Here is a 13,892-nt window from a genome sequence, read left to right as displayed (position 1 = left end):
TACATACCGCAGATAGAGGTTAACAACCGCTTAACTATATCTTTTTAATTTATACGCTCTATCTTCAGCATTCAGCGATTATTGTCAATGAACAAAAGCTGACAATTGCGACTAAAAACAGCTATAACACCAGAGTTTGATTTGTATGGGTTATATTTAAGCAAAACGTTTCATTAAATGTATCTTTTTGTGTCTTTTTGTTTATTTCCCTAACTCAAACAGCGCCATCGACTCTAAGTGATGGGTTTGAGGGAACATATCGATTAAGCCAATTTTTTTAAGCTTATAACCTTGCTTTAAAATCACTTCACTATCACGGGCAAGGCTCGCTGGATTACACGAAACATACACTAATGCTTTTGGCTTGAGCTTCTTAAGCGACTGCATACTTTCATAAGCGCCTGCTCGTGCCGGGTCGATAAGCATCTTATCGACCTTACCAAGCCAAGGCTCTTTTGATAGGTCAGCACTCAAATCTGCATGATAGAAGGAAACGTTATCTAAACCACTTTGCTTAGCATTGACTCGTGCTTGCTCAACCATCGCTGGCACACCTTCCACACCAATCACCTCGGCGCCGCCTTTGGCTAGTGGCAGGCTAAAATTACCGATCCCGCAAAATAGATCTAATACTCGCTCACCCGCTTGAGGTGATAACCATTGTACCGCTTGCTTAACCATAGCCTGGTTGACTGCGTCATTAACTTGAATAAAGTTACCCGCCGAAAAATTCAGCTTGATATCGGCATCATCTGCCTCTGACGTAAAACCATAGTAAGCTTGTAGCCCAGGCCCATTGAGATGCTCGCATTCGCCCTCATCACCTTGCAGCAAAACAATCACGCCATGCTTTTCAGCAAACTCGACAAGGCGAGCCTTATCTTTATCCGAAAATATTTTAGTGACTCGAAGCACAACAAAATTACCGTTATCAGCCTGAGTCAGTTCGACGTGACCCAGTGCTTTTTTACCGCTTAACTGATTAAGCAGAAACGCAAGGTCTGGGATCAAAGCGGATAAAGGCTCTGCCAACACCGCACAGGACTGAATTTCGACAACATCACTACTGCTACTCGCTCTAAATCCAAGACTGATGTGCTTGGTATTTTTGTCATACCAGGTCGCTAAGCGAGCACGACGTCGATAATGCCAAGCGTTATCACTTATGGTGTCGCTAAGTTCGCTAGCCTGAGCCTGAGAAAACTTATGCACCAAATCCACTAAGGTGTTGGCTTTATGTTTACGCTGTGCTGCGATATCAAGGTGCTGTAAGTCACAACCACCACACAGTTGGTAGTGCGGACATGCCGCCTCAACGCGTTCGGCCGAGGCTTGCTCTATTTTAAGTAACTTAGCTCGAGCAAACTTCTTCTTTTGCTCAGTCAACTGTACCGATACCGTCTCACCCGGCAGCGAGCCATTAATAAACACAATCTTGCCATCGTGATGCGCTATACCCGCACCAAGATGATCAAGTTGAGTCACTTTCAGCGATAACTTTGACGATAATTGCTTAGATCTATTTGGTTTTGCTTTAAAAAATTGTGCCATTTTGCTCTCTAAATAGATAAAAAAACTGGCCAACACAGGTTAATATCTGGCAGTCTATCGGTTACCCACACTATTATTTAATGGTAACCTTTACAAAGAATGAATAATGCCAACAATATGACCAAATACAGCCTTCGTTCGTGGGTTCTGGTATTGGCGTTAGCCCCTACAATATTAGTGGGGATCTTGTTAGGTAGCTATTTTACCATAAATAGATTCTATGAACTTGAAGATACGCTCATAGAACAAGCAAGTAATATCATCGAGCCTCTGGCCATTGCCGCTGAAGTTGGGCTTGAAAGTAAAGATTTCGAAACCACCAAAAGACTTATCACCTCAGCGCAATTGAATAAAGCTTCATTGGTGCAGTTTATTGCCATCTTTGACGACAATAACCGGGTAGTTGTCACCTCACATCATTATAAAAATCACGAAGTCATGCGCTTTGATAAGCCTTTAGACTCTGTGCTACGCACTGAGCTTGAACAAGTCGGCGACAGCATGATTTTGCGCGCCCCCATCTTCAAGAGCAGTAATGCGCCCGTTCAAGGCTTCGATAAAAACCAGCAAATTGGTCAAGACATCATAAAAATTGGCTATATTGCCATCTTGATCAATAAAGAGAATGCACTACTACAGCAACACCGCGCTGCCGTAGCAGCCTTTATTATTGTATTAATCGGTGTGCAGCTAAATCTGTTCTTTACTTTTCGTCTGGTTAAAAACGTCACTCAGCCAATTACAGAGATGGTGCGTGTAGTTGCTAAAATCCGTGAAGGCAAACTCGATACCCGTTTAACCGGCAACTTGATTGGCGAGCTTGATCTGCTTAAGCGCGGTATTAATGCGATGGCAGGCTCGCTCTCTGAATACCACGATGAGATGCAGCAAAATATCGATCAGGCAACCTCAGATTTGCGTGAAACACTAGAGCAAATTGAGATCCAAAACGTCGAGTTAGACATGGCAAAGAAGCGGGCTCAAGAAGCTAGCCGCATCAAATCTGAGTTCTTAGCTAACATGTCTCACGAGCTAAGAACGCCGCTTAACGGAGTGATTGGCTTTGCTAAGCAGTTATTAAAAACCCCACTGCACTCAAGTCAGCAAGACTATATTCGTACCATAGAGCGCAGCGCAACCAACCTGCTCGGCATTATTAACGATATTCTTGATTTTTCTAAACTCGAGGCCGGTAAAATGGTACTCGAGAATATTCCTTTCTCTCTTCGCGAAACATTAGAAGAAACCGTTACCATGCTATCGAGCACTGCGCGCGAAAAAGAGCTTGAGTTAGTTATCGATGTCGACGCTCGCATCCCAGAAGATGTCACCGGTGATGCCATGCGCTTTAGCCAGGTGATCACCAACTTAGTCGGTAACGCAATTAAATTTACCGATAAGGGCAGCGTGCAGTTAAAGCTACAACTTGAAGAGATAAAAGATCAAAAAGTTCATCTGCGCTGTGAGGTGATAGACACGGGTATTGGTATTGATGAGCAGCAGCAGTCGTCACTATTTCAGGCCTTTGGTCAGGCAGATTCATCAATATCACGCCGCTTTGGTGGTACAGGTCTTGGGCTGGTTATTACTAAACGCTTAGTTAACCGCATGGGAGGGCAAATTGGCTGCTATTCAGAAGTGAAACAAGGCTCTACCTTCTGGTTTTCTCTTCCATTAAATATTAGTCAATATCCAATTAATGACACCTTACCTTTAACGACATTAGAGGGTAAGAGCATCCTGCTATTTGAGCCTAGCAACCTTTCACGACATGCCATAGAGCGAATGTTACAGCGCTGGGGCTTAAAGGTCTCTATCGCTAAAAATATTAAACAGTTAGAGTTTATTACCACGCAATCAAATCATGTTTTTGATTTTGGTCTGCTGAGTTGCCGCGCAGTGGCAGCTACCGGACAACCCGCTGAGGTACTAAAACTTGCAAAGTCTAAAATCGATTACTTACTGCTAGTCTCTGATTGTGCCGAGCAAGAAGCGGTTTTCTCCCAGATGCGATCTTATATCGATAAGCAACTTTCTATGCCTGTGGGAGAAAGGCTGCTTTCAAGCTCACTACTTGGTCAGCATTCCAGCTTAATGAACGAAACGCTTCTTCCTATCGGGCCAGCACTTACGCCAGCAAAACGTGAAAACTTAAGCGTTCTTGCCGTCGACGATAACCCCGCAAACCTAAAACTGATTGATACGTTATTAAAAGAATTAGTCACCCAAGTTCAAGTTGCAGATAATGGTGAATTAGCCGTCAAGCTCGCCAAGGAACGCAGTTACGATCTTATCTTTATGGATATTCAGATGCCGGGGACTGATGGTATCACCGCAACCAAACAGATCAGACATAGCTCTTCTAACCGTAACACGCCAATTATTGCTGTTACCGCTCACGCTATTGCCGAAGAACGAGAACGGATCTCGTCTAGTGGAATGGATGGCTACTTACCAAAGCCTATTGATGAGGCGGCGTTAAAAGGGGTTATCACTCGGTGGAAAACCAAACCTAAGTTTACGCACTTTGATCAACGCACATTAAATTGGGACCTTTGTTTGACCCAGGCCAATAATAAGCCAGACTTAGCGTTAGACATGTTAAAGATGCTGTTAAAGTCATTACCAGAGACAATTGAGCAGATAGAAGGTGCCCTTTCAAGTTCAGACAATGATAAAATGCTCGCATGCATCCATAAGCTTCATGGAGCTTGTTGTTATTGCGGCGTGCCAACTACGCAGAATCTTTGTCGAGAAATAGAATCTGGATTAAAGCGCGGCGTGACAATAGACGATGTAGAACCGGAAATACTAGAGTTACTTGATGAGTTAACTAAGGTAGAATCTGCCGCTAATCAAGTGATCTCCCAGCTATCAGTGGATATATAAGATGACAAACAAACAGGGATTTTTTAAACGCCTAAAAGCATTAGAGTTACCTCAAAAAAAGCTTTTTGCGGTTGCCCTATGCCAACGCATGCTGCCTAACTATCAGCTGTTTTCAGAAGTATGCGAATTTGGCGACCCTAAGGTACTCGATACCTTACTAAACCTGCTTTGGCAGTCGATGTACGACAGCAAGCTAAAACTCAATATCGACATCTACCTTGAGCGACTTGAAGCCAATACCCCAGAGCCTGCCGATTTTGATGTTTATGGTGTTTATCCAGCAATGGATGCCGCCGTTGCGTTAACTTCGCTGATCAGTGCGCTACAGAGCAAAGTAGAAGAAGATATTGTTAATATCAGCAAGTTGTCATCAGCCACGGTCGCTAACTATATCGAAGCAACTTGTGAGCAAGAGTTTGATAATGAAGATGCATTAGATGATTACATCTTTAGCCATGAAGTGATGCAAGAAGAAAAAGAGATGCAAAGCTCTCTTTTAGAGATCATTGAAGAGAACCCAAACATGAAGGCCGAGTTTATTAAAGAACTGCGCCGAGAAATTGTTGAAATTGGTGTTTCTAACATTGGTATCGAAGCAAGTCGATAAGCTAAACATACCCGTTTAACTAAGCGCACAGAGGTTCACACCCGTGCGCTTTTTTATTGGCGGTTTATCATCGCAAGCCTACAACTCACATTAAAAGCCGCCGCTTTCAGACCCTGAATTAAAACAGAGACTTCAAGCTAAGGCTACGTTATCAAGCCCAAAAATACTGCAGTCTTAGGTCTTAGACCTCAACTCTGCATTGAAAATAGACTATCCGCCTTCAACTGCATAAATTCAATAAACAGTTTAACCTTTAATGGTTGATGGCTTCTCTGATGATACAAGATAGAGATCCGCCTCTTCTCACCAATCCACTCGGGTAGCAATGCCTGCAGTGTCCCAGATTTAAGCTGTTGCTTTACAAATAATTCTGGTCCATAAAGAATACCGCCATCATCAACCGTCGCCTCTACAGCGCCATGCAAGTCACTTAATGTCAGTTTGGCCTTACCATCATAATAAAAAGCGTCACCATTGGGGTGCTTAAGTGACCAGTTATATAGCGGCCACACTTTAATTAATGCGTGTTCAGCAAGCTCCCTTGGATGGGTTAATGTGGGCGCATTATTGATATATTGTGGTGATGCGAATAAGCCATAATTGAGCACACCGAGCGAACTAGAGATCCAAGATGAATCAGGCTGAGTCCCTCCGACAATCGCCACATCGACGCCTTCATCAATTAAGTCGATGACGTTATTGTTTTGCGCAATATGCAATTGAATATCAGGATAAGCTTCACAAAAGTCATTCAGCGTCTTAATAAAAATCATCGAGATTATCGACACGGGGGCAGCAATGCGTAGCGTACCCTCAGGCTTATCTACCGTTGAGCCACTGATACCGTCAAACTGTGAGATAATAGATTGATATTGCTGAAATAGTGCAATGCCCTCTTCAGTCAACCTCAGTTTGCGGGTATTACGCATCAGCAGCTGTTTATCTAACACTGTTTCTAACTTCGTCAGTTTACGGCTCACTGTAGCAATTGGCATATCCAGCTCTTTGGCTGCCTGCGAAAAACTGCCCGCATTCACCAGATGGACAAATTGGTAGATTAGCTGTAGCTCCAAGCCAAAATTGGTACTCATCGATATCATTCCCGCAGTTTAAAACACAATAGCAGGCCGAGATTCGACCTAAGGTCAATATTATACTAATGCATAATTATGGTAATGTTCTGGCTCAACTTTATCCCATTTTACTTATCTTAAATTAGATACATTAGAGAACAATATGTCAGCAACACTAACACCACTACTTGCTGTTTTCGGTATTATGCTGATGGGCACCTTAATACAAAAATTAAAACTCTTGCCCGTTGAGACTGACCAAGTCTTAAACCAATATGTCTATTATATTGCTTTCCCTGCCATCATGTTGATCACTCTAGCGCAGACCCCCATAAATGACATTATGCATTGGGGTTTCATCCTAGGCTTTAGCTTAGCCATGCTGGCAAGCTATGGTTTAAGTTATCTGTTATCACTATTTGTTAACCCTAAGAGCAGTGCTATCGCTACCATGCGCGCTCTAAATGCAACGTTTGGCAACACGGCTTTTATTGGTATTCCACTTATGGCGATGCTATTTCCTGATGAACAAATCGCACTCACTGCGGCGGCAATAGCCAGTTTATTATCAGTGCTTGTCTTTGCTATCGCGCTGGTATCACTGGAGATCACCAAGCAAACCAATAAAGCCTCACCCGCTAAGATCATCATCACGGCATTAATGAGGAATCCGATTGTCATCGGCAGCTTAATAGGTATTAGTCTCTCAGCCCTTAACCTTAAGCTACCTGACAGTTTAGCGCTAATGGTTCATCAATTAGGTATGACATCCAGTCCTTGTGCGTTATTTGCCATCGGAATGGTGTTAGCAAAATCGAGCCAATATCAAACCTCTCGACATTTTATGAGCCTTAAACAGGCCTTAGAAATAAGCTTAATTAACTCTGCTAAATTATTTTTCCAGCCGCTAATGACCTATATCATAATGCGTGGATTGAATGTAGAACCACAACTAGTTGCTATGGGAGTCATACTAGCTGCGCTCCCCACTGCCGCCAGTGTCTACCTGTTGGCACAAAGGTATCAAACCCAAGTCATAACCAGTGCTCAAGGGATCTTACTTGGCACCCTAATTACCTTTGTGACTTTGCCCATGCTGGAAACATATCTAGCTCATTAATTAGCTAGATAGTAAAATGACGTATAAAGCTAAAACCTTGCTGTTAATAAGCAACGTAAAAACCACCAACAGATTAAATTACCAGCAACGCGCACCAGCAAAAAATTAACGAAAAAATACGCAAAACCAACCAGTAAGTGCATTTTAACCAAAGCGATTTTACATTCGCTTTAACGCCATGAATGCTGGTTTTATAAAACATGATTTTCGTAAAAAATTGATTGGTCAAAAAGTGATTTGTAGATTACTATTCGCAACCTTTTTTCATACACCGCTCAAAAAATGACAAAGTTTGCTGGTTTTTTCTTGTTACTCACAACGCTTTTAAGCTCTGCGTTCGCACAATCTTTCGAACTTGAACCACAAGAGAAAGCCTTTCTGCAAAATAAAAAAGTACTGGTTGTTGCTAAGCCTAGCGAAGGGCTTCGCACTCACTGGAACATGGCTTCAGGCTATCAAGGGCGGTATGCCGATTACATCGCTGAACTGGGTCAGCAGTTGGACATCCAGATTGAATTTAAAGAATATAGTAGCTTAGATACACTTATTGAGGCCGTTGCATCTGGAGAAGCAGACTTATCCCTTGGGTTTTCACCAACGACTGAGCGAGAAAAGAAGCTGCTGTTCTCTCAACCTGTATTTAAAAACTATCAATTAAACTGGTTAAGTAACTCAACTTATCGCGACACCGCCCCCTCTAAGTTAAACTGGATATGTATTAAAGGCTCATTTTCTTGTGACATTAGCGCAAAACGTGGCTACAAATCACTGATTAAAGTCGATTCAATCAAAAGCTTAATACACCAGTTATCGACAGGTAAGGCCGATGCTGCAGTGATACATTTTGGTGCCGTCCACCATTACTATCAAACTGTCACAACTCATGACTGGCTAGGGGACATTGTATTTCATGAAGATGCAAAACCTATCGAATCATCATTTATTGTCGCTAAAAACAACCTGACTTTAATGCAGATATTGAATCAATATCTGCAACAAAACCAAGACAGTCCCGCGATACAGCCTTTTAATTTCAAAAATTTAAGTTTGTTGCACAATAAGCTAGCCATCAAAGCTATCTATCAGCAATACAACAGAGATACGATTCGCTATACGATCGAAGAAAACCTATATCCACTGTCGTACATTCAAAAAGAAACTGGGGAGATCTCAGGCTACATTCATGACATCATGAAAATTTATGCTCGCAAAACGGGTTTGAATTTTGAATATGTGTACCCAGATGGCAGGGATGTTGATGCAATGCTTGAACAAGCGATTGTTGACTTCATTCCCGGACGCTTTATTGCTCAGCCCAATACCAGTTCGACGCAGCCTTTTTATACGGTAAAGTGGTCGTATATCCGTACCAAAAAGCCATACAGCCAAACTAAAATAGCAATACTCGATCGCACCAATCATATATCTATACAAGATACATTCGATTTCCTTGACAGTACACCTGCGATTTATTCAGATTTTACAGCGTTAAAAAACGATATAAAAGATGGTGTTATCACCCACGCGTACATACCTGAAACCACTGCGCAGCAATATCTGTACTATGGTGCCGGTGAAGACTTCGAGTTAGTCATAGGTGAACAACCGCCGCTAGAAAGTCTCATGTGTATAAAACTCAGCTCAACATCACTTGCCTTAAGAAATATGCTTGATGTGGCAATCGCTGTCACCACAAAAAATGAAATTCACTTAGCCGTTCAAAATCATCAAAAGATCCATACACTCTATGGCTATGATAAAGCGCAAACAATAAATACCATTATCTTATTGTTATTAATTGCTATTGCTTCTGTTTTTATCGGTTTTTTATGGAATAAGAAGCTAAAAGTATATTTATCAGAAGCTATCGCTAATGGCAAAAAGTCTAATGATGAAATGCAGTGGTTAACCAGCATATTGAACAGTTTTCCAGGCATGGTGATTATTTCTGACGCCAGTGGTAAACCGTTATTGTCTAATCAAGCATATAACGACTACAAAGCTAACGCCGTGCCTTGTGCCTATCTCGATAGCGAAACTGCACAGCGGTCAAATATGACCAATGAAGGGCTAATAACATCGAATAACGAATGCTTTGTTGCTGGCAAGTATTATCGAGTGTCTCGAGAAGTGGTGCATCATAATGATGGCCAAGCGTATCACATCACCGTTTTTACTGATTTTACTGAGCTAAAAGCATCTAAACGACAAGCTATTGAAGCCTTAAAAACCCGAGAGTCATTTTTAGCCATTATCAGTCACGAGCTAAGAACCCCCTTAGCAGCAATGATGGGCCTAATGGAACTGCTTAGCCCTGAACTCAAGTCATCAAAGAATAAAGAGTTAATGAAAAATGCTCAGGCTTCCGCTGAACGATTAAAAGGTTTAGTGAACGATATTTTAGACTTTTCCAAAATGGAAGCGGACCAGTTGCAACTTGATTGTTACAACAGCTGCTTATTTGAAGAGCTTGGGGCGACGCTGAGACTGCAGGCTGCAAACATAAAGGTTAAACAGGTTAACTTTAAGCTTGATTGGCAACCCACCACGCTATGCCGCGCAGAATTAGATTGGTTACGCCTTAGCCAAATAGTCAACAATCTGGTCAGTAATTCAATCAAATTTACCCAACAAGGATTTGTCAAAGTCTCTGTTAGCAATACTAGCAATACACTCTCATTAGTTATTGAAGACAGTGGTTGTGGTATGACTCCCGAACAACAACAGAAGCTATTTCAGCCTTTTGTGCAAGCAGATGCCAGTATTAACCGTAAATATGGAGGTTCGGGGCTAGGCATGTCAATTGTTCAGCACCTCGTTGAACTAATGGGCGGGCAAATATCTGTAACCAGTCAGCTTAATCTAGGCACTAAAGTATTGGTAAGTTTACCTGCAAAGTTTTCAGTTTTAGATCTAGGACTTGTCAGCGAGGCGTACGCTCAAGACGAGGCTATTAAAAGTTGGCTTACACTATGGGGGATCACCTTACAGCAAAGTGCCACAAATGTGTTGACGGTCGAATCCTCAGCAGAAACAAGCAATGTATATCCGGATCTGTTATTAAGACAAGTCTTACGATCTAATCACCAAAGCAAAGAGATGATCGCGGCTAAAAGCAAACAATACCAAGGCAAGGTTTTAGTTGCTGATGATGATCCGATTAACCGCTTTTTATTTCAAAAGCAGCTTAGCAAACTTGGGCTAGAAGTGGTAACCGTCAACGATGGGCTAGAAGCGCTACTTTACTTAGCATCCAATAAAAACAATGTATCACTGCTTATAACAGACTGTCATATGCCAAATCTTAATGGTTATGACCTGGTGCGCCAGTTGAGATCCAAGCCTGAATTTAAAAACTTAGCTATCGTCGGCTGCACAGCTGAAGACTCACGTCTTGCAGCTGAAAAAGCAAATCAGGCAGGTATGAGTGAGGTACTATATAAGCCTTACTCTTTTATCTTGCTTAGTGAGGTTTTAGGGCGTTACTGCGCCGAGAAAACCAATGGCGATAACCAAGAGCAGCTGGAGTGGCTAAGTGACTATAGTGCTGAAGAACAACTCGAACTTTCTGCCATCGTCAGAGATTCATTACTGGCAGATAAAGCCGAGCTAACAGAGCAAGCTATTCCATTATCAGCATTAGGCCACCGCATTAAAGGCGCAGCAAATGCACTAGGGCTAACTCAATTAGCCACTGCAGCAGCTAACTGTGAATCAGTTAACTGCAACGGTGCACCGGATGCAATTAAGCAACTGAGCGCGGAGATTGATGCAGTTGTAAATACAATCAATCAATGGTTAATTAGCCAGTATCAATAAGCCTTAGAATGTTAACCGTAATTACGTGGCTAAATGAAAGTCCACTTTACTTAACGACCTCATGAGGTCGTTAAGCGGCTAACTAAGCAACTAAGCAACTAAGCAACTAAGCAACTAAGCAACTAAGCAACTAAGCAACTAAGCAACTAAGCAAAAAATAGCAAAAAATAGCAACATTATCAGATATTGCTATAGAGTTTTAACGCGGATTTTATTACTGAGCACTGCAGTCAACATTTCTTTCTGGACAATATTTGCTATGCAATCGTTTCAAACACTAAAAGTACTTATCATCGATGATGCCCCCACATTTCTATTTACCATCAAGAGTATGTTGGTAAAGCTAGGTTTTTCTGAAACCGACGTGCTGACATCAAAAAGCGCCAAAATGGCACTCGCTCTTGCTGCAAATAAGCAGTTTGATGTAATTATTTGTGATTTCAACTTTGGTGTAGGCATGAATGGGAAACAATTGTTTGAGGAGTTCAAGCACCTAAACCTGCTGAGCGATGAAGCCGTCTTTATACTAGTCACGGGAGATAATTCGTCCGCTACTGTCAGACCTATTCTTGAACTGAAACCTGACGAGTATTTATTAAAGCCTTTCAATGCCATTACCTTAAAAAATCGCTTATCTATCGCCATTAGGCGCAGAAAAAAATTATTAGGTCTCTATACTGCTGAGCGAAAATTAGATGCCCACCAAGGGCTACAACTATGCGACGAAATGGCACCATTTCACCCTGAATACTACTTTGTCATCCAACGCTTTAGAGGCGTATTCTTAACGATGCTGGAGCGTCATGAACAGGCTAAAATAGTGTACCAGTCTACACTCGCCAAAAAAGATCTGGACTGGGCTAAAGTAGGATTAGCCAATTCGTTAGCAAACCTAGGGCAAACCGAGGAAGCCGATTGTATTATCAACCAATTGCTTATCTCTTTACCCAACGATACGCGAGTAAGAACTGAAGCTGCCTATGTAAAACTTAAGAATAACGATATTCCCACGGCGATATCGCATCTAGAGCTAGCCAGTCAACTTGTACCGGGTAATTCTGAAAGAGAGCAGATCATCGTTAACCTTTGCCTTTCAGTTAACGACTATGATCAGGCACTTGAGCGCTTTAGACTTTATCTGGAGATCAACAAAGATACCTACCGAAATAATGAATACGCCAAACTGAGTTTGATCCGTACCATTCTCTATTCAGCCCGCACTTCTCATAAAAGAAATACCTTAATAGAAGAAGCGAAACATCACCTTCGGCTATTGATGGACTCAAAAGACGAGTCAATTAAAAATGAAGTCACACTTATTAAAGCTCATATCTCAATTGAGTTAGGCTATTATCGCAGTGCCATCAGTATGTTAAAGGGCTTACACTCTAAGGGGGCTTTTCAGCACTTTTACGCCGCATTTCATTATGCCTGGCTACTGAATGTTATGAGTGTTGAAAATGAATTTGATCTAGCAATCCAATGGTCTAGTGAAACCTTAGGCTATGAGACAAGTCAGATTATTTTTTCGAGTAAAGTCGCGATGCTCGATAGTTTGAAAACGGGAAATGCAGTAAAACGAGTCTGGTTAAAAGAGCAATACACCTTCGTAAAAAATAACGGCGCAGACAAATTAACTCTGCTTGAAACCTACCTCGCAATAAATGAAAAGGCTCCACTGCTAAAAACCGTGTGCTTGAATATTATCAAGTCATTGTCTTATGTTTGGCCTAGGCAATATGGCGCGGGGCAAGTTCAGCAGATCATCGCTCGATGCGATAATGTTATCAGGCAGCTGTATGTTGATGAAGAACTCGTAGCAAACAATTACCAAGAGTATTACCAATCAGCCCTCGATAAGTGTACAAACCAAGCTGAGTAACTGCTTTTTGCGAGTGAAAAGCTAACCATTAAGCCACTTTAAAATGAGTGCAGCACCTCTACTTTGAACAAGGTCTTCTTGTTAGTGCGCAGAGTCATTAACCTTATTAATGACTCTGCGATATGTAGTAATAAGATTTAAAACTGATCGCCCTCTCTAAAGTCAGACACTTTAATAAATTGAACACCAGAAAACGCTCTATTAGAGATGAACTCAACGATGCTTTTATGAAAAAAAACATAACTCTTAGAGCAGTTGGCAACTTTAAAAATCAGACGATTAGCTTCATCAATACTATCTAATACAGTCTTATTCAGAGAATAGCGCTTTACCTCAAGCAGATCGTCATCGTCATCGTCATCGTCATCGTCAAAATAAAACATTTCAATTTCGGAGTTAACAAGATCAATACAGTCCAACTCTTTATAGAAGCCAAAATACCAATAACTATCATGCCAAACGCTAGTATCATCTATAAATACAGCGGGGTAAATTTGCATCCCCTCGATCTTGTATTGGCTAAATTTGTCCTTCAGTTCATCGTTTATCAATAAACCTGAAGTATCAACAAACAGATCCGTTAAAGGCCGTTTCTGATTTGTTTCGTCTCTAAAACCATTAGAAAAAATCAATGGTTGTTCACCGCTAACTAGCTTTGTGTAATGATATTTTTTTTGCGCTGTTTCTCTATCAGGCCGAATGTATACCTGCTCATCACCACGAGGACGAAAAGCAATATAATACTCATCATTATATGTTGTCATTGCTTACTCTTAAACTATCGCTATATTCAATACGTGATGATTGATAACTCATGGTTTATAAATGATATTTGCTAACTGATAGCTCATTCTTATCAGATTACTGTTAGTTGCTCGCATATTTACTCAAATGGTAACTGCGAATAGTTGCTCACAATTGTTATCTCAAACATAGCGGCTGTGTAGCATG

General features: G+C 41.5%; 8 protein-coding genes. 5 read left to right on the top strand and 3 right to left on the bottom strand.

The window, feature by feature from the left end; all coding sequences use genetic code 11:
• Positions 1 to 201: 201 nt before the first annotated feature.
• Entirely contained in the window at positions 202 to 1,551 is a 1,350-nt protein-coding gene (gene rlmD / locus ACVBJC_RS15895) for a 23S rRNA (uracil(1939)-C(5))-methyltransferase RlmD (protein ID WP_447161873.1), read from the bottom strand.
• 117 nt (positions 1,552 to 1,668) lie between these two features.
• Between rlmD and barA the strand changes: the two genes are divergently transcribed.
• On the top strand, positions 1,669 to 4,440 hold the full coding sequence (barA, locus tag ACVBJC_RS15890) for a two-component sensor histidine kinase BarA (protein WP_447161874.1): 2,772 nt from the start codon (positions 1,669 to 1,671) through the stop codon (positions 4,438 to 4,440).
• Position 4,441: 1 nt separating this feature from the next.
• Positions 4,442 to 5,047, top strand: a complete 606-nt coding sequence (locus tag ACVBJC_RS15885; RefSeq protein WP_447161875.1) for a YjaG family protein — start codon at positions 4,442 to 4,444, stop codon at positions 5,045 to 5,047.
• A gap of 188 nt (positions 5,048 to 5,235) precedes the next feature.
• On the opposite strand, the gene ACVBJC_RS15880 is transcribed toward ACVBJC_RS15885, so the two are convergent.
• A complete protein-coding gene (locus tag ACVBJC_RS15880) occupies positions 5,236 to 6,138 on the bottom strand; it encodes a LysR substrate-binding domain-containing protein (protein ID WP_447161876.1) in 903 nt (300 codons plus the stop codon).
• A 145-nt stretch (positions 6,139 to 6,283) separates the two neighbouring features.
• Between ACVBJC_RS15880 and ACVBJC_RS15875 the strand changes: the two genes are divergently transcribed.
• The 3 genes from ACVBJC_RS15875 (at position 6,284) to ACVBJC_RS15865 (ending at position 12,941) form a co-directional block, all read left to right on the top strand.
• Positions 6,284 to 7,240, top strand: a complete 957-nt coding sequence (locus tag ACVBJC_RS15875; protein ID WP_447161877.1) for an AEC family transporter — start codon at positions 6,284 to 6,286, stop codon at positions 7,238 to 7,240.
• Positions 7,241 to 7,522: 282 nt separating this feature from the next.
• On the top strand, positions 7,523 to 11,059 hold the full coding sequence (locus tag ACVBJC_RS15870; protein WP_447161878.1) for an ATP-binding protein: 3,537 nt from the start codon (positions 7,523 to 7,525) through the stop codon (positions 11,057 to 11,059).
• 259 nt (positions 11,060 to 11,318) lie between these two features.
• Complete coding sequence (locus tag ACVBJC_RS15865) at positions 11,319 to 12,941, top strand: response regulator (protein ID WP_447161879.1); 1,623 nt, start codon at positions 11,319 to 11,321, stop codon at positions 12,939 to 12,941.
• A gap of 137 nt (positions 12,942 to 13,078) precedes the next feature.
• Here the strand turns inward: ACVBJC_RS15865 and ACVBJC_RS15860 are convergent, their stop codons facing one another.
• Positions 13,079 to 13,705, bottom strand: coding sequence for an imm11 family protein (locus ACVBJC_RS15860; RefSeq protein WP_447161880.1), 627 nt, complete (start codon positions 13,703 to 13,705; stop codon positions 13,079 to 13,081).
• Positions 13,706 to 13,892: the final 187 nt, after the last annotated feature.

The sequence above is a fragment of the Shewanella sp. 0m-6 genome (assembly GCF_052977325.1).
This window is presented reverse-complemented; position numbering and strand designations above follow the sequence as displayed.

Excerpts from the sequence above, each read along its gene's own strand:
- rlmD (WP_447161873.1), bottom strand. The coding sequence starts at position 1,551 with ATGGCACAATTTTTTAAAGCAAAACCAAATAGATCTAAGCAATTATCG.
- barA (WP_447161874.1), top strand. The coding sequence starts at position 1,669 with ATGACCAAATACAGCCTTCGTTCGTGGGTTCTGGTATTGGCGTTAGCC.
- ACVBJC_RS15885 (WP_447161875.1), top strand. The coding sequence starts at position 4,442 with ATGACAAACAAACAGGGATTTTTTAAACGCCTAAAAGCATTAGAGTTA.
- ACVBJC_RS15880 (WP_447161876.1), bottom strand. The coding sequence starts at position 6,138 with ATGAGTACCAATTTTGGCTTGGAGCTACAGCTAATCTACCAATTTGTC.
- ACVBJC_RS15875 (WP_447161877.1), top strand. The coding sequence starts at position 6,284 with ATGTCAGCAACACTAACACCACTACTTGCTGTTTTCGGTATTATGCTG.
- ACVBJC_RS15870 (WP_447161878.1), top strand. The coding sequence starts at position 7,523 with ATGACAAAGTTTGCTGGTTTTTTCTTGTTACTCACAACGCTTTTAAGC.
- ACVBJC_RS15865 (WP_447161879.1), top strand. The coding sequence starts at position 11,319 with ATGCAATCGTTTCAAACACTAAAAGTACTTATCATCGATGATGCCCCC.
- ACVBJC_RS15860 (WP_447161880.1), bottom strand. The coding sequence starts at position 13,705 with ATGACAACATATAATGATGAGTATTATATTGCTTTTCGTCCTCGTGGT.